The 16,102-nt window shown below is 71.1% G+C and carries 16 protein-coding genes and 3 pseudogenes; 6 read left to right on the plus strand and 13 right to left on the minus strand.

The genetic code is table 11. The features are described 5' to 3' along the window. Window positions 1-53 precede the first annotated feature (53 nt). On the minus strand, window positions 54-917 hold the full coding sequence (locus AB0G47_RS26955; protein ID WP_360774900.1) for an ABC transporter permease: 864 nt from the start codon (window positions 915-917) through the stop codon (window positions 54-56). 218 nt (window positions 918-1,135) lie between these two features. On the opposite strand from AB0G47_RS26955, the gene AB0G47_RS26960 reads away from it, so the two are divergent. Beyond that, entirely contained in the window at window positions 1,136-2,173 is a 1,038-nt protein-coding gene (locus AB0G47_RS26960) for a LacI family DNA-binding transcriptional regulator (RefSeq protein ID WP_360774903.1), read from the plus strand. A gap of 52 nt (window positions 2,174-2,225) precedes the next feature. Here AB0G47_RS26960 and AB0G47_RS26965 read toward each other — a convergent pair whose 3' ends face one another. Further along, on the minus strand, window positions 2,226-3,149 hold the full coding sequence (locus tag AB0G47_RS26965) for a LysR family transcriptional regulator (protein WP_360774906.1): 924 nt from the start codon (window positions 3,147-3,149) through the stop codon (window positions 2,226-2,228). 84 nt (window positions 3,150-3,233) lie between these two features. Here AB0G47_RS26965 and AB0G47_RS26970 point away from each other — a divergent pair, with 84 nt between their 5' ends. Both AB0G47_RS26970 and AB0G47_RS26975 read left to right on the plus strand, forming a co-directional pair. Next, window positions 3,234-3,995 carry a sulfite exporter TauE/SafE family protein gene (locus AB0G47_RS26970; protein WP_360774909.1) on the plus strand — a complete coding sequence of 254 codons (762 nt, stop codon included), beginning with the start codon at window positions 3,234-3,236 and terminating at the stop codon, window positions 3,993-3,995. 11 nt (window positions 3,996-4,006) lie between these two features. After that, complete coding sequence (locus AB0G47_RS26975; protein ID WP_360774912.1) at window positions 4,007-4,615, plus strand: hypothetical protein; 609 nt, start codon at window positions 4,007-4,009, stop codon at window positions 4,613-4,615. 167 nt (window positions 4,616-4,782) lie between these two features. Here AB0G47_RS26975 and AB0G47_RS26980 read toward each other — a convergent pair whose 3' ends face one another. Beyond that, window positions 4,783-4,905 carry a hypothetical protein gene (locus tag AB0G47_RS26980; RefSeq protein ID WP_360774915.1) on the minus strand — a complete coding sequence of 41 codons (123 nt, stop codon included), beginning with the start codon at window positions 4,903-4,905 and terminating at the stop codon, window positions 4,783-4,785. Between the two features lie 275 nt (window positions 4,906-5,180). Here AB0G47_RS26980 and bla point away from each other — a divergent pair, with 275 nt between their 5' ends. After that, window positions 5,181-6,065 (plus strand): class A beta-lactamase, encoded by an 885-nt coding sequence (gene bla / locus AB0G47_RS26985; RefSeq protein WP_360774918.1) that lies wholly within the window; start codon window positions 5,181-5,183, stop codon window positions 6,063-6,065. A 29-nt stretch (window positions 6,066-6,094) separates the two neighbouring features. Here the strand turns inward: bla and AB0G47_RS26990 are convergent, their stop codons facing one another. From AB0G47_RS26990 to AB0G47_RS27015, 6 genes and pseudogenes are all read right to left on the minus strand, one after another. Then, complete coding sequence (locus AB0G47_RS26990) at window positions 6,095-6,994, minus strand: LysR family transcriptional regulator (RefSeq protein ID WP_360774921.1); 900 nt, start codon at window positions 6,992-6,994, stop codon at window positions 6,095-6,097. Window positions 6,995-7,037: 43 nt separating this feature from the next. Further along, window positions 7,038-8,246: a glycine C-acetyltransferase gene (locus tag AB0G47_RS26995; protein WP_360774924.1), complete on the minus strand. Its 1,209-nt coding sequence runs from the start codon at window positions 8,244-8,246 to the stop codon at window positions 7,038-7,040. A gap of 53 nt (window positions 8,247-8,299) precedes the next feature. Beyond that, the gene (tdh, locus tag AB0G47_RS27000; RefSeq protein WP_360775132.1) at window positions 8,300-9,328 is read right to left on the minus strand and encodes an L-threonine 3-dehydrogenase; all 1,029 of its coding nucleotides are present in this window, start codon (window positions 9,326-9,328) and stop codon (window positions 8,300-8,302) included. A gap of 123 nt (window positions 9,329-9,451) precedes the next feature. Continuing rightward, window positions 9,452-10,636: a Gfo/Idh/MocA family oxidoreductase gene (locus AB0G47_RS27005; protein WP_360775135.1), complete on the minus strand. Its 1,185-nt coding sequence runs from the start codon at window positions 10,634-10,636 to the stop codon at window positions 9,452-9,454. A gap of 44 nt (window positions 10,637-10,680) precedes the next feature. Then, window positions 10,681-10,980 (minus strand): annotated as a pseudogene (locus tag AB0G47_RS27010) (right-handed parallel beta-helix repeat-containing protein); the annotation flags it as partial. 175 nt (window positions 10,981-11,155) lie between these two features. Beyond that, window positions 11,156-11,833, minus strand: a pseudogene (locus tag AB0G47_RS27015) (right-handed parallel beta-helix repeat-containing protein); the annotation flags it as partial. Here AB0G47_RS27015 and AB0G47_RS27020 point away from each other — a divergent pair. Together AB0G47_RS27020 and AB0G47_RS27025 are read left to right on the plus strand one after the other, a co-directional pair. Next, a complete protein-coding gene (locus AB0G47_RS27020; RefSeq protein ID WP_360774926.1) occupies window positions 11,825-12,148 on the plus strand; it encodes a hypothetical protein in 324 nt (107 codons plus the stop codon). The pseudogene AB0G47_RS27015 and the gene AB0G47_RS27020 overlap by 9 nt on opposite strands. Window positions 12,149-12,184: 36 nt before the next feature. Next, window positions 12,185-14,087: pseudogene (locus AB0G47_RS27025) on the plus strand (DUF2264 domain-containing protein). 46 nt (window positions 14,088-14,133) lie between these two features. On the opposite strand, the gene AB0G47_RS27030 reads toward AB0G47_RS27025, so the two are convergent. From AB0G47_RS27030 to AB0G47_RS27045, 4 genes are read right to left on the minus strand one after another with little or no spacing between them, the layout of a single operon-like run. Continuing rightward, window positions 14,134-14,706, minus strand: a complete 573-nt coding sequence (locus tag AB0G47_RS27030) for a GAF domain-containing protein (protein WP_360775138.1) — start codon at window positions 14,704-14,706, stop codon at window positions 14,134-14,136. Next, window positions 14,703-15,299, minus strand: a complete 597-nt coding sequence (locus tag AB0G47_RS27035) for an ATP/GTP-binding protein (protein ID WP_360774929.1) — start codon at window positions 15,297-15,299, stop codon at window positions 14,703-14,705. Before AB0G47_RS27035 ends, AB0G47_RS27030 begins: the two co-directional genes overlap by 4 nt. Next, on the minus strand, window positions 15,277-15,648 hold the full coding sequence (locus AB0G47_RS27040; protein ID WP_360774932.1) for a DUF742 domain-containing protein: 372 nt from the start codon (window positions 15,646-15,648) through the stop codon (window positions 15,277-15,279). The genes AB0G47_RS27035 and AB0G47_RS27040 overlap by 23 nt, the downstream gene beginning before the upstream one ends. Window positions 15,649-15,650: 2 nt before the next feature. Then, the gene (locus tag AB0G47_RS27045; RefSeq protein ID WP_266872443.1) at window positions 15,651-16,085 is read right to left on the minus strand and encodes a roadblock/LC7 domain-containing protein; all 435 of its coding nucleotides are present in this window, start codon (window positions 16,083-16,085) and stop codon (window positions 15,651-15,653) included. Window positions 16,086-16,102 lie beyond the last annotated feature (17 nt).

The raw sequence follows: 16,102 nt of genomic DNA on the forward strand, positions 1-16,102 counted from the left end.
GTACGGGGGACATGGCTGGGGGCGGGGTGTTGCCATCGGTACGTGGTGGTGCGTCAGTACGAGGTGGTGGCGGCCACGTCCCTGCGGCTCGCGTGCCACGGGAGCAGCAGCTTCTCGGCGATCTCGACGAGCACGAAGAGGACCACGCCGATCAGCGACATGACGAGGAGCCCCGCGAAGAGCATCGGGGTGTCGAGGTTGCCGTTGGCCTGGAGGATCACATAGCCGAGGCCTTCGTTCGCACCGACGAACTCGCCCACGACGGCGCCGGTCACCGCGAGCGTGACGGCCACCTTCAGGCCCGAGAACAGATGCGGAAGCGACGCCGGGAAGCGGATCTTGAGGAAGGTCTGCCAGGGGCGTGCCCCCATGGTGGCGGAGAGCTGGAGCATCTCCGGATCGACGGCCTTGAGCCCGGTCACCATCGAGATGACGACGGGGAAGAAGGCGATGAGCACGGCGATCAGGATCTTGGGAGCGATGCCGAAGCCGAGCCAGACCACGAACAGCGGCGCGATCGCGATCTTCGGCACGACCTGGGCGAAGAGGAGGATGGGATAGAGCGTCTTCTCGACGGTCGTCGAATAGACCATAAGGACCGCCGAGAGGATGCCGACGCCCACCGCGATGACGAAGCCGAGCAGGGTCTCGTAGGTGGTGACCCAGCTGTGCTGCCAGAGGTAGTCGGACTTGTCGAGCAGCACGTCGAGGGTCGCGCCGGGCGAGGGGACGAGATAGGCCTCGACCATCTCGGTGGCGGCGATCAGCCACCAGGCGCCGAAGCAGACGAGCAGCAGGGCGAGCGGGCGCCAGCTCTTCTCAGCTGCTTCGACCGTACGTTGACGCAGAGTGGGGCGGCTGCGGTCGGCAACACCCGCCGTCTTGGGGGGAGTTGCCTGCAGTGCGCTCTGGCTCACGGTGAACTCTCCCCTGGCATACAGCGAACTTCGGAGGCAGTTGCGGAGCTTGGGTGGTGCCCGGTGGTACTCGGTGGTGCTCGGTGGTACTCGGTGGTGCGGAAATCGCTTTCAGAAAGCGCTTTCTGGTAAGGTGGCCGCCACGCTAATGACTGGCTGACCGCAGGGTCAATAGGTCGGCTCGAAGTTTCGCGGCGCGCGAGACGAAGGGGGCGCGGGTGGGGGAACGGGAACGTGGGGCTCATGTCACGCTGCACGTGGTGGCCCGCACGGCCGGGGTCTCCCCGGCCACCGCGTCACGGGCGCTGAACGGCACGACGCGGGTACGTGAGGAGCTGCGGCGGCGGGTGATCGACGCCGCCGACCGGCTGGGCTACATCCCCAACGCCCATGCGCAGGCGCTCGCCAGCGCCTCCAACAACACGGTCGGCGTGATCTGCCACGACGTCGGCGACCCCTACTTCTCGGCGATCGCAGGCGGCGTGATGGCGGCGGCTGCCGAGCGGGACCTCCTCGTCATGCTGGCCGGCACCTTTCGCGCCCCGGACCGGGAGATCGCGTACGTGTCGATGCTGCGCGCGCAGCGGGCCCGCGCGATCCTGCTGATCGGCTCGGGGTTCCAGGACCCGGCGTGGGAACGGTCGTTGAAGTCCGAGCTCACCCCGTACATACGGGACGGGGGCCGTGTCGCCGTCGTCAGCAGGCACCGCGGCCTCCGCGTCGACACGGTGCAGCCGGAGAACCGGGAGGGTGCGGGCGCTCTGGCGCGGGCGCTGCTGTCCCTGGGCCATCGGGAGTTCGCCGTCCTCACCGGGCCGGAGCGGCTCACCACGGTCGCGGACCGGCTCGCCGGGTTCCGCGACGCGCTGGCCGACGCGGGGGTCGCGCTGCCGCCCGAGCGGATCGTGGAGGGTGCCTTCACCCGGGCCGGGGGCCATGCGGCGGCGGTCGAACTGCTGCGGCGGGGGCGGCGGGTGACGTGCGTCTTCGCTGTGACGGATGTGGTGGCCGTGGGGGCGTTGGGCGCGCTGCGGGAGCGGGGGCTTCGGGTGCCGGAAGATGTGTCGCTGGCCGGGTTCGACGACATACCGCTGGTCGCTGAACTGGACCCGCCGCTGAGTACCGTGGCGTTGCCGCTGGCTCGGATGGGGCGGGATGTCATGGGGCTTGCTCTGCGGGAGCGGGGCGTGAGGTCTCGGGTCGAGCGGGTTCGGGGGGAGGTTGTGCTGCGGGGGAGCGTTGGGCCTCCTGGCTGAGGAGTCCGCGCGCCGCCGCTTCGCGGCGGATTTTTCCCGCCCACCCACCCGTTTACCCGGCAGTGCCCGGACGCTTCCATCCGTCCTCCGAAAGTGCCGCCCTCCGCAGGTGCTCCGCCAGCGCCTGGACCGCCGGTGACGACGGGCCGTTCTTGACCCCCCACGCCAGCAGATGCTGCCGCCGAGCCCACGGGTCCTGCAGTTCGCACACGTCCAAGGGCTGGCTCGGGTCGATCGCGCGGCGTGGGACCACCGCCAGGCCGACGCCTGCGGCCGCGAGGGCGACCAGGACGTTCAGGTGGGCGACGCTCGTGCGGTAACGCGCGACCGGCGCGTGCGGACCGAGGTGCTTCTCGATCCAACGCCCCAGCGAGGAATCGGCGTCGAGCCCGACGAGCGGGTGCTCGGCGGCCTCGCGGTAGGTCAGCGCGGTGCGCCCGGCGAGCACCCCGCCTGCCTGGCCGATCACGACAAGGGAGTCGTCGCCCAGCGGTTCCGTCTCCAGGCCGCTGTCGCGCGCCTCGTCGTCGACGACCACCCCCAGGTCCGCCTCACCGTCGGCCAGCTTGCGCACAGTCTGCGGCGTACGGCTTTCGGACACGGTGACATCGACGTCGGGGTGCGCCCGCAGGAACGAGACCAGGGCGCGCGGCACGAGCCGGTGCATGGCGGAGCCGCCGCTCAGCAGGGTCAGCGGAGCGGCCGGGGACCGGGTGTAGCCCGCCACGGCGCTCTCAAGACGCACGGTCTGCGCGATGACCTCGCGCGCGTGCCGGGCCAGCGTCGTCCCCGCCGGCGTGGGGCGCACACCCCGGCGGCCACGGATCAGCAGCTCCACTCCCGCCTGGTGCTCCAGCGAGCGCACCCGGGCGCTGGCCGACGGCAGGCTCAGATGCATCCGGCGGGCGCCCGCCGTGATCGAGCCCTCCGTCACGATGCCGAGGAAGAGCCGCAGATCGTCGAGGTCATAACGCACCCGGCCGAGCCTATGGCCCAGCCTTAGGCTGGGTACACCGATTACGCATTGCGGGCCGAGCGGTCACGGGGTGATGCTCGCCCGATGTCCGAGATCCTGTTCGTCCTGCTCGCCGGTGTCGCCGCCGGGGCGCTGAACTCCGTCGGCGGCGGAGGCACGTTCGTGGCGCTGCCCGCTCTCGTCGCGGTCGGTCTGTCCCCCGTGACGGCGAACGCGTCGGCGACCATCGCCCTGGTGCCGGGCGCGTTGGCCGGCGGCTGGGTCTACCGACGCGAACTCGCCCCGGTCGGCACGGCGTCCATGCCGGCGCTGACCGCGGTCAGCGCGGTCGGCGGCGCGATCGGCGCCGGTCTGCTGCTCACCCTGCCCGCGGCGTCGTTCGATGCGGCGGTGCCCTGGTTGCTCGCCTTCGCGACGCTGGTGCTCGCCTTCGGACGCCGCCTTTCCCGTACGTTGACCACGGCCCTCGGCCGCCCGGTCGGCATGAGCTCCCGGGCCATCCTGATCGGCCAGTTCCTCCTCGCTCTGTACGGCGGATACTTCGGCGGTGCCGTAGGCATCCTGATGCTGGCCCTGTGGAGCATCGGCCTGGGCATCGACACCGCGGCGGGCAATCCGGTGCGGGTCACCCAGATCGCGGCCATGTATCTCAGCGCGACCGTGCTGTTCCTCGTCGCCTCGGACGCGCTGAGCGCGCCGCTCGTCATCGCCGGCATGCTGACGGGCGCGCTGATCGGCGGCGTCACCGGCGCGCACTTCGCGCGTCGGCTCTCCGCCCGGCTGCTGCGGGGCATCATCCTGACCACAGCCGCAACCATGACCGTCCTTTATTTCCTGCGCAGTTGAGGCCGACCGACATGACCGAAGGCAACCCCGGCGGCAACGCCGAGAACATGATGGACGGCGCCTCCGCCTCCGCCTCCGCGTACACGGACGCGGCCCGCGCACGGCTGGCGGCCGCCTTCGAGGCGTGCGATCTCGCCGACCTCGCGCGCGCCGCCGTACCGATCGGCGAGCACGAGCTGCGGCCCGACGGCGGCGTCGGCTCCCCCGGTTCCGTGCTGGCCGACGCCGCCCAAGTGCTCGCGGCCGCACGCCGGTTGCTCGAAGCCGCCGCCGTCTTCGAGCGCATCGGCGGCGCGAGCTGGCAGCTCATCGGCGACGTCCTCGGCGTGGAAGCACAGGCAGCTCGGGTGCGCTTCGCGCTGGCCGAGGCCCAGGTCCGTGCGGAGCTGAGCCGCGCCGCCCCGGCCGCTTCCCGCGCCGAGGTGAGCTGGTGGTGGGCGTACGCCACCGGGGCGCCGCTGGAGGCGGCACGCGACCTCGACGACTGGGTGCTGCGCCACGCGGACGCGGACAGAGACGGAGGTGGTGACGGAGACGAGGACACCGGCCTCGGCACCTCGCCGGTGTCGGGCGGCCTGATCCGGGCGGAACCCCAACGGCCCACCCAGCGCAGCAAGTGATCCCGCACCTGCCACCCACGTCCCCGCGCATGGCCCGGACGGTGACGGAGACGGTAACGGGGACAGCTGCCCTGACACCCCGCCAGTGCCCGGCGGCCTGATCCGGACGGAACTTGCTCCAGAAGGCCGCCCCACGACATCGACGTACTGCACTGGCTCGCGGGCGGCTACGCCCGCCAGGTGCAGGCGCTCGGCTCCGGGTACGACGCCGAACCGAGGGAGGCCCTGATCGCGTACGCCGCGGCGTACATGCCCCAGCGGCCCACCCAGCGCAGCCAGTGATCCCGCACCGCCCATCCACACGGATGACCCGCACCACCGGAGGCCACCCCGCGCGCGCCCGCCGCCCACCTCCCCTCGGGTGGCCCGGACGGTGATGGTGACGGGGACGGCTGCCCCGACACCCCGCCACGTGGCCTGATCTGTCGCCCGGCATCGCTGCCCGCCTCCCCGGCGGGCCGCGTTCGTGTTCACTTGCCGGGCAAGGGTTGTGCCATGGAAAGGGTGGATCTTGAGCTCGTCCCGACCGTCCGGTCTCACGCGTCGTGCCCTGCTGGGGGCGGGGATGGTTCTGCCGTTGGCGGGCTGCGCGCCGGACGAGCGGCCCGCCGCGGCACCGTCGTCATCGGCCGCGGCCGCGTCGCCGCCGCGTGAGCACCCCGCCATGGCTCAGGCCGCGTCGCGCTTCGCCACGCTGGAGCGCAAGCACGACGCGCGTCTGGGGGTGTACGCGCTGGCCACCCGCACCGGCGCCGTGCTCACCCATCGCGCGGACGACCGTTTCGCGTTCTGTTCCACCTTCAAGGCGCTCGCCGCGGCGGCCGTCCTCGACCGGAATCCGCTGAGTCACCTGGACAAGGTCGTCACCTACAGCGAGGCCGACGTCGACTCCATCTCGCCGATCACCAAGGACCATGTCGCGACCGGCATGACCATCAGGCAGCTCTGCGATGCCGCGGTCCGGTACAGCGACGGCACGGCCGGGAATCTGCTGATGCGCGACATCGGCGGGACCCGTCGCCTCACCGCGTATCTGCGGGGGCTCGGCGACGCGGTGAGCCGGATGGATCAGTTCGAGCCCGAACTGAACGACAACCGCCCCGGCGATCCACGCGACACCACCACGCCCCGTGCCGTCGCCCGCGACTATCAGGAGCTGGTCATCGGCAAGGCGCTGCCCGCACGCAAGCGCGCCCTCCTGAAGGACTGGCTCGAACGCAGCACCACCGGCGCGAAGCGCATCCGGGCCGGTCTTCCCAAGGGCTGGACGCTGGCCCACAAGACCGGCACAGGAAACTACGGCCGCGCCAACGACATCGCCGTCGTGTGGCCGCCGAACGCCGCGCCGATCGTCCTCGCGATCATGTCGGACCGCTCCGGGTACGACGCCGAACCGAGGGAGGCCCTGATCGCGGAGGCCGCGGAGTACGTGACATCGGCTCTCGCCTAAAGGCCGGAGCCACCGCTACTGCCCCACCGTTACTGCGCCGCCTCCCCCAAGGCGTCGAGCACCGGACGGATCAGCGGGTGCTCCTCCGCGCCGCACCGCACCGCCGCGAATACCCGGCGCGTGGGGGCGACACCGTCGACGGGGCGGATCACGACCCCCGAGACGTCCATGCCCTTCAGCGCGGACCGCGGGACGAGGGCGACCCCGACACCGGCCGAGGCCAGCGCGACCACGGCCCGGAAGTCGTCCGACCAGTGCTCCAGGAGCGGCTGGAACCCGGCCGCCTCGCAGGCGAGGATCACCACGTCGTGGCAGGGGTTCCCCGCGAAGGGTCCGATCCACGCGTCCTTGGCGAGCTCCGCGAGCGGTACCCGTTCGGCCGCCGCGAGCCGGTGGGTCACCGGGAGCACCGCGTCGAACGGCTCCGCGTAGAGCGGGACGCGTGTCAGCCGGGGGTCGTCCGCGCCCGGCGCGCCGCGGTACTCCACCGCCACCGCGACATCCACCTGCCGGTCGAGCACCATCGGCAGGCTCGCGTCGCCCTCCGCGTCCTGGACCTGCACCCGTATCCCGGGCGCCGACGAGGCAAGGCGGGCGAGGGCGGGGCCGACGACCAGGGCGATGCCCGTGGCGAAGGACGCGACGGTCACCGTGCCCGCCGCGCCCGAGCTGTACGCGGCCAGTTCCGCCTCGGCCCGCTCGAGCTGGGCGAGGACCGCGTTGGTGTGGGAGAGCAGGATCTCTCCGGCCGGCGTGAGTCGTACGCCCTTCGCGCCGCGCTCCACCAGGCGGTGGCCCGTCTCCTGCTCCAGGGCGGTCAGCTGCTGGGAGACCGCGGAGGGCGTGAGATAGAGCGCGGCGGCAGCCGCCGTCACGGTGCGGTGGTCGGCCACCGCACGGAGGATGTGCAGCCGCCGCGCTTCGATCATGTGGCCAATTCTCCCAAACCGGCGGCCACGCCCCCACCACGGGTCACGCCTGCACGGCGTCCAGCTCCGCCCGCGCCGCGACGAACGCGTCCACCGCGCGGTTCACGTCCTCCGTGGAGTGCGCCGCGGACAGCTGGACCCGGATCCGGGCGGCGCCCTGCGGCACCACCGGGTACGAGAAGCCGATCACGTACACGCCCCGCTCGAGGAGCAGCTCGGCCATCCGTCCGGCCACCGACGCGTCGCCGATCATGACCGGCGCGATCGCGTGATCGCCCGGCAGGATGTCGAAGCCCTCCTCGGTCATCCGCGAGCGGAAGAGCGCGGTGTTCGCCGCGAGGTGCTCCCGCAGGTCGCCCGCGGACTCCAGGAGGTCGAGGACCTTCAGGGAGGCGGCAGCGATCACCGGGGCGAGGGTGTTCGAGAAGAGATACGGGCGCGAGCGCTGGCGAAGCAGCGCGACGATCTCGGCGCGGGCCGCGACATAGCCGCCCGAAGCACCGCCGAGCGCCTTGCCCAACGTACCGGTGATGATGTCGACGCGGTCCATGACGCCGTGCAGCTCGGGGGTGCCGCGGCCGCCGGGGCCGACGAAGCCGACGGCGTGCGAGTCGTCGACCATGACCATCGCGTCGTAACGCTCGGCGAGGTCGCAGATCTCCTGGAGCGGGGCGACGTACCCGTCCATGGAGAAGACGCCGTCGGTGACGATCAGCTTGCGGCGCGCGCCGCCCTCGGCCGCCTCCTTCAACTGCTGCTCCAGGTCCGCCATGTCACGGTTGGCGTACCGGAAGCGGCGGGCCTTCGAAAGGCGGATGCCGTCGATGATCGACGCGTGGTTGAGCGCGTCGGAGATGACCGCGTCCTCCGCGCCGAGCAGCGTCTCGAAGACACCGCCGTTGGCGTCGAAGCAGGACGAATAGAGGATCGTGTCCTCCTGGCCGAGGAACGCGGAAAGGCGCCCCTCAAGCTCCTTGTGCACCTCCTGCGTGCCGCAGATGAAGCGCACGGACGCCATGCCGTAGCCCCAGCGGTCCAAGGCCTCGTGGGCGGCGGCGACCACCTCGGGGTGGTCGGCCAGGCCGAGGTAGTTGTTCGCGCAGAAGTTCAGTACGTCGCCGGGGCGCCCGCCCGCGGTCACGGCGACCGTGGCGGACTGCGGGGTGCCGATGACGCGCTCGGGCTTGTGCAGGCCCGCGGCGGCGATCTCGTCGAGGGTGGCCTGGAGATCGTCGCGTACGGAGTCGAACATGGTGACTTCCTTTAAAAGAAGAGGTCGGTCAGGAGGTCAGAAGCAGCAGGGAGTCAGGAGGTCCAGTCGAGGATGACCTTGCCGCCGCGGCCGCTCGCCGCGTCGTCGAAGGCCGCTTCGAAGTCACGGTGGCCGTAGCGGCCGGTGATCACGGGTGCCAGGTCGAGGCCGCCTTCGAGCAGCACGGACATGGAGTACCAGGTCTCGAACATCTCGCGGCCGTAGATGCCCTTGATCGTGATCATGGAGGTGACGATCCGGGACCAGTCCACGGCGAATTCGTCGGACGGCAGACCGAGCATGGCGATCTTGCCGCCGTGGGTCATGTTGGCGATCATGTCGCGCATCGCGACCGGGTTGCCGGACATCTCCAGGCCCACGTCGAAGCCCTCGCGCAGGCCGAGCTCGCGCTGGCCGTCGGCGATGGAGGACTCGGCCACGTTCAGCGCCAGGCTCGCGCCGACCTTGCGGGCCAGGTCGAGGCGCTCCTCGCTGACGTCGGTGACGACGACGTTGCGGGCCCCCGCGTGCCGGGCCACGGCCGCGGCCATCAGGCCGATCGGTCCCGCGCCGGTGATCAGGACGTCCTCGCCGACCAGCGGGAAGGACAGGGCGGTGTGCACCGCGTTGCCGAACGGGTCGAAGATCGCGGCGACGTCGAGGTCCACCGGCACGCGGTGCACCCACACGTTGGAGGCGGGCAGCGCGACGTACTCCGCGAACGCCCCGTCCCTGCCGACGCCGAGCCCGACCGTCGCACGGCACAGATGGCGGCGCCCCGCCTGGCAGTTGCGGCACTTGCCGCACACCAGGTGGCCCTCGCCGCTGACCCGGTCGCCGATCTTGATGTCGGCGACGTCACGGCCGGTCTGGACGACCTCGCCGACGAACTCGTGCCCGACGACCAGCGGCGCGGCGATGGCCTGCTGCGCCCAGCCGTCCCAGGCCCTGATGTGCAGGTCCGTGCCGCAGATCCCGGTGCGGAGCACCTTGATCAGGACATCGCCGTGGCCGATGACCGGCTCCGGCACGTCCATCAGCCGGAGTCCCGGTTCCGCCTTCTCCTTGACCAGCGCCTTCAACGCCACGGCTCCTGTCGTACGTCACTGCTTCCACCGACGACACAGGAATCTTCCCTACGGCGGCGCCCCGGTCCATCGAGGATTTCTTAAGCGCCGCCGCAGCTTTCCTTCAGGCCCGGGCCGTTACCTCTCCTGGCCTCGCTCGAAGTACGCGATCAGCTCGGGGTCGAGCGCCGGCACCTCCCTCGGCGTACCCCCGTCCCGCAGCGACTGCGTGGCGCGCACGCCCGCCGCGACCGCCATCCGGGCGGCCACCGGTGAGGTGTCGGTGCGGCCGCCCTCGCGTACGAAGCGGACGAACTCGTCGATGAGCAGCGGGTCGGAGCCGCCGTGTCCGCCCTCGTCCTGGGCGTCCGGCACCGGGTACTCGGCGTCGGCTTCGGGGCGGTAGGACGAGCGCCGCTGGTTCCAGACCTTCACCACTCCCCCCGGTCCGTCGCCGAAGTTCTCCAGGCGGCCCGCGTCCCCGATGACGGTGTAGTTGCGCCAGTAGTCGGGGGTGAAGTGGCACTGCTGGTAGGACGCCAACACCCCGTTGTCGAGGCGCATGTTGACCAGCGATACGTCCTCGACGTCGATGACGGGGTTGAGGTCGCGCTGGGTGTGCGGCGGCCAGTGGCCGTCCTTGGTGTACCAGTCGTCGGACTTCGGCTCGCCCGGCGCGCGGCGGTGCGGGTTGTCGCCGTAGACCATGAGGTCGCCGAGCGCCTGCACCTGGCGGGTGTATCCGCCCGCGAGCCAGTGCAGTACGTCGATGTCGTGGGCGGCCTTCTGGAGCAACAGGCTGGTGGTGTGCTGCCGTTCGGCGTGCCAGTCCTTGAAGTACCAGTCGCCTCCGTAGGCGACGAAATGGCGCACCCAGACCGTCTTGACCTCGCCGATCTCGCCGCGCCCGATGATGTCGCGCATCAGCCTGACGACGGGCATGTGGCGCATGTTGTGGCCTACGTAGAGGCGCGTTCCGGTCTCGTAGGCGGTCCGCAGGATCTCGTCGCAGGCCTCGATGCCGATTTCCAGGGGCTTCTCCACGAAGACGGGCTTCTTCTCGCGCAGCGCCTCGCAGGCGAGCTGTGCGTGGGTGTGGTCGGGGGTGAGGATCACGACGGCGTCGACGTCGGGGTCCTCGACGACCTTGCGGTGGTCGGTAGATATCAGGGCGCCGGGGAAGGCCACGGCCGCCTCCGTCCGTGCGGTCACGTCGTGGTCGGCTAGCGCGGTGACGCGGGAGCCCGCGCCGGGCCGGTGCGCGGTGCGGGCGAGCGAACCGCGCAAGCCGTAGCCGAGGACGCCGAGACGGAGGTCGGTCATGGTGTGCCTTTCCGTACAAATACCTGTGCGGGTGCGGGTGTTGCCTATGTACGTGCAGGATGCACGAGTACGTGGGCGAGTGCCACGCGTCCCGTGCCGCTGAGCTTGATCCTTATGTATCTGGCTTCCGCGTCCGTGTCGAGGAGTGTGGGCCGCAAGGAGCGTCCGGTGACGTGCAGCGTCATGGCGCCGGCGAAGTCGGCGGTCCTTGCCAGCTGGACGTCGAAGTCGGCGGTGTTCATGGCGGTGTTGTTCCAGACCTCGACCTGCCCCACCCGCCGCGCCTCGCCGAGATCGACCTGCCACCAGGCCCCCGGTTCGGAGAGCGTGCGGGTGTCGGTGGAGGCGTCCCCGTCGGTCGCGTACGCGGCATCGGCGGCGCCGTCCGTGGAGGACTGGGACGCGGTGCCTGCGCGGGCGAGGTCCGGGCGGAGCTGTGTTGCCGTCTCGCTCGGTGTTCCCGTAGGCGGAGCGGTTGATGTAGTTGCCGGAGACGACCGTGCCGGGCTGGGCGCCCTGGGTGTAGATGGCGCCGCCGTCGTGCTGGGCGTGCTCGACGCGCATCACGTTCGTGATCCGGTTGTTCGTGATCCGGTTGTCGCGCAGGACGGACTTCTGCGCCTCGGGCTGGTTCCAGCCCCAGCCCACCGAGATGCCCGAGTAGGGCAGATCGTCGATGGTGTTGTGATCGACGACCGAACCGGCCTCGTACCCGGCCCAGATGCCCACGGCGTCGGTGTACTCGACGCCGACCCGGCGGATCGTGTTGTACGCGACGGTGTTGCGCTCACCCGCGAGGTCCGCGGCCGGGTTCGGCTCGGTGTCGCCGATGTACGCGGCGCCGGACGACAGATCCGTGAAGCGGGAGCGGGTGACCGATGAGTCCTTGGTGCCGGACTCCAGGATGACGCCGGCACCGCCCAGATGCGTGAACTCGCTCTTGCCGACGTCCACATGGCGGCTTCCGTGCACCGTGAGGGCGGCGCTCGGCTTGGTGTAGAAGCGGCCCGCGTGGTCGACGGGCCCGGTGGCGCCGGTGAGAGTGAGGCCCGCCTGTGTGCCCGCGTAGCCCTCGCCGGTGGAGGGCTGACCGTAAGCGGCGTACGCGAAGCCGATGCCTTCGATCCGCAGGTCGTAGGCGCCGTCGACGACCATGAGCCGCTCGGTCGCCGGGGTGAGCACGCGCGCGTGCCGCATGTCCTCGCCCTTGCGCGGCAGATACGTGACGGTGCGGTCCTCGGCGTCCCAGACGAACTCGCCCGGCTTGTCGATGAGTTCACGGGCGTTCTCGAAGAAGGCCCCCGCACCGACAACCCCGCATCGGCGACGGACGCGGACCGCTACGACAACCTCGCCGTGTACGCGAGCCGGGCCACGGGACGCGACCTCTCCGACTTCTTCGACTCCTTCGTCACCAAGTGGCGCTTCCCCATCACCGCGTCCGGCAAGGCGCGCATCACCGCGCTCGGCCTCCCCAAGCCGACCGTCGACGCCGGCACCTACCGCGAATGACGCAACCACCTACGCGAACAGGGAGCACGGACCGCCATGCCCGCACCGCATCTGACCCTGCCGCCCACCGACCGCGTCCTGTCCCCGCTCACGGGCTGGACCCGGTCGCACTGGGAGGCGCTCGCCGACCGGCAGTTGGCGGCGCTCGTCCCGTACGCGACGCCGAACTTCGCGCAGTACCCACTGCCGGGCCGGGGCAGTTGGTCGGGGGTCGTGTCGGACGGGCTCGAAGGGTACGCACGGTCATTTCTCCTCGCTTCGTTCCGGATCGCCGGAGCCGGCGGTGAGGTGGACCCTCACCTCATAGAACGCTATACGCAGGGTCTGACAACGGGCACGGACCGTGACGGCGCGGGCGGTGAGGCCTGGCCCGAGCTCACCGACTGCTCCCAGCAGATGGTGGAGGCGGCGTCCATCGCGATCGGGCTGCACGAGACCCGCCCCTGGATCTGGGACAGGCTCGACTCCCGGGTCCAGGAGCGGGTCGTCGACTGGTTCTCCGGCTTCGTCGGGGGCCAGACATGGGACAACAACTGGCGGCTCTTCCAGGTGGTGTCCGAACAGTTCCTGGCCTCCGTCGGCGCGCCCCACAGCCGGTCGGACATCGACGGCGGCCTGGACCGCATCGAGGACTGGTACCGCGGCAACGGCTGGTACAGCGACGGCGACGGGCGCAACTTCGACTACTACATCGGCTGGGCGATGCACCTGTACCCGCTGCTGTGGGCGCGGATGGCCGGGTCCACCGACGAGGCGACCGGCGGGCGCGGCAAGGTCTACCGCGAGCGGCTGACCCAGTTCCTCGCCGCCTACCCGCACTTCTTCGGCGCCGACGGCGCCCCCGTCCACCAGGGCCGCTCCCTCACCTACCGCTTCGCGGCGACCGCGCCCGTCTGGCTGGGCGCCCTCGCGGACTGCACGCCGCTGGCCCCCGGCCTCACCCGGCGGCTCGCCTCCGGCACCGCACGGCATTTCGTGGAGCGCGGCGTCCCGGACGAGCGCGGGCTGCTCCCGCTCGGCTGGTACGGCACGTTCCTGCCCTCGACGCAGGCCTACTCGGGTCCGGCGTCACCGTACTGGGCCGGCAAGGGCTTCCTCGGCCTGCTGCTTCCCGCCGGCCACCCGGTGTGGACGGAGCGCGAACTGCCGCTCCCCGTCGAGGAGTCCGACCAGTACACGGCGCTTCCCGAGCCGGGCTGGCTGCTGCACGGCACCCGGCACCCGGCACGACGGCATCGTCCGCCTGGTCAACCACGGCAGCGACCACAATCCGCTCGAAGGCCCCGCGGCCGACGACCCGCACTACGCCAAGTTCGGCTACTCCACGGCGACGGCCCCCGAGACGGCGCCGCGCGCATGGAACCGGACGGTGGACGGCCACCTCGCGCTGCTCGCACCGGACGGCACTCCGTCCCGCCGCCGCCGGATCCACCCGCTGAGCTGCGCGGAACGCACCACCGCATCGCGCCACGACGTACAACTTCCGGGCCTCGACGGCGATTTCCCCATCGAGACGACCAGCGTGCTGCACGGCCCGTGGGAGATCCGCGTCCACCGGGTCCAGGCCCCGGCAGGCGTGACGGTCCGCGAGGGCGGCTACGCGGTGGCCGACGGGACCCGGCCGTATACCGAGCAAGGACCCGGCTGGGCCCTCACCCGTACGGAATCGGGCCTCACCAGCGCCGTCGTCGCGCTCCACGGCTGGGACGAAGAGGCGGGCATCGCCCGCGAGGTGGCGGCGAACGCCTTCGGCCCGCACTCGGCGACTCCGTATCTGACCAGCGCCGGCCACGCGGGCGGCGCGAGCGTCCACGTCACGCTCGTCGCGCTGTCCCGGGACACCGTCCTGCCCTCGGCGTTGCGGGAGTCCATCTCCTGTGCGGTGGACGGCGACTGCGTCCGCCTCCGCTTCCCCGACGGGGAGGAAATGGGGGTGTGAGCGTCAGATCCCGCTCCCCCGACGGGAGGTACTGGGGGTGTGAGCGTCAGATCCCGCCGTCCTCCCGCCGGTGGATCTGCTCGATCAGCTCCGCCGCCATCGCCTTGATCGTCTCCAGACCCGACCTGCCCCAGGGGCGCGGCTCGACGTCCACGACGCAGACCGTGCCGAGCGCCACGCCGGTACGGTCGATGAGCGGTGCTCCCAGATAGGAGCGGATCCCGATCTCGTCGACCACGGGATTGCCCGCGAACCGCGGGTAGTCGCAGACGTCCTCCAGGACGAGGGCCTTGCGGCGTACGACCACATGCGGGCAGTAGCCGTGGTCGCGGGCCATGTAGCGGCACACCGCGCCTTCCCCGGCCGCCGCGGCGGTGAGTTCGCTGCCCGAACCGGTGCTGTCCGGGGTGTGCAGGCCCGCGAAGAACTGCCGGTTCTCGTCGATGAAGTTGACCATGGAGTACGGCGCCGCCGTGACCTCGGCGAGCCGGTCGGCGAAGGCGTCGAACGCGCGGTCGGGATGCAGCCCGATGCCGAGCCTGCGCAGCCGCCGCACCCGGGTCGGCGCCTCCTTGTCGACGGGAGTGAGCAGCAGATGCGCGGTCGGGTCGTACATCAGGTGTGGGCTCCGTAGCTCGGTGCGGCCGGGGCGTGGGCGAGCAGGTGTTTGACGAGGGTGAGGAGCGTGGCGATGCCGGAGCTGGAGATCCGCGCGTCGCAGCGCACGACGGGCACCTGGGGATCGAGGTCGATGGCGGACCTCACCTCATCGGGTTCATAGCGGTGGGCGCCGTCGAACTCGTTGATGGCCACGATGAATCCCATGCCGCGCTGCTCGAAGAAGTCCACGGCCGCGAAGCAGTCCTCGAGGCGGCGGGTGTCGGCGAGCATCACCGCGCCGAGCGCGCCTTCGGAGAGCTCGTCCCACATGAACCAGAAGCGTTCCTGGCCGGGCGTGCCGAAGAGATAGAGCACATGATCGGGGTCGAGCGTGATGCGGCCGAAGTCCATGGCCACGGTGGTCGTGGTCTTGTTCTCGACACCCGACAGATCGTCGGTGCCCTCGCTGACGGTCGTGAGGAGCTCCTCCGTGCTCAGCGGCGCGATCTCGCTCACCGCGCCCACGAAGGTCGTCTTGCCGACCCCGAAACCTCCCGCGACCAAGATCTTCAGCGCGGTGGGGAAGGGGTCAGAGCTGTCGTCGTAATCCATCGAGCACTGCCTCCAACAGGGACCGGTCAGTTGGGTTGTGGTAGAAGTCCGGGGCTCTCAGGGTGAGCGCCCCGCAGTCGACGAGATCGGAGAGCAGCACCTTGGTCACGACGGCGGGCAGTTTCAGCTGCGCCGCGATCTCCGCGACCGATGTGGGTGCCGCGCAGAGCCCGAGCGCCTCCGTGTGCTCGGGCCCCAGATAGCCGAGCGGCGGACCGCCGGTGGCCAATACCTGGGTCAGCAGGTCGAGTTGGGTGGTCGGCCGGGTCCGCCCGCCGCTGACCGTGTAGGGGCGGATGAGCCGTCCCGCCGCGTCGTCGAGCCATGGCCCGTCGTGCGGGGCCGCCACGCTCAATGCCTCATCGGGGCGGGTTCGCCGGCCGGCTGCCGGGGTGCGGTCATCAGGTACGGCCGTACGCTCTTGACGAGCATCGCCATCTCGTAGCCGAGCACCGCCGCATCCGCCTCGCGCCCGGCGAGGACCGCGAGACAGGTGCCCGATCCCGCCGTCGAGACGAACAGCAGGGTGGAGTCGAGCTCCACGACCACCTGGCGTACGTCACCGCCGTCGCCGAACCGGACGCCCGCGCTGCGCCCCAGCGAGTAGAGCCCGGAGGCGAGGGCCGCCATGTGGTCGGCACTGTCGGGGTCGAGGCCATGGACCGACTTCACGAGCCCGTCGGAGGAGAGCAGGACCGCGCTGTGGGTGTGCGGCACGCGCTGTACGAGGCCGCTCATCAGCCAGTCGAGGTCGGATACCTGGCTGGTCTGCACATCGCTCGCCATGGTGGATCGACTCCTAG

This window comes from Streptomyces sp. NPDC021622, from assembly GCF_040640795.1.
Taxonomy (GTDB): domain Bacteria; phylum Actinomycetota; class Actinomycetes; order Streptomycetales; family Streptomycetaceae; genus Streptomyces.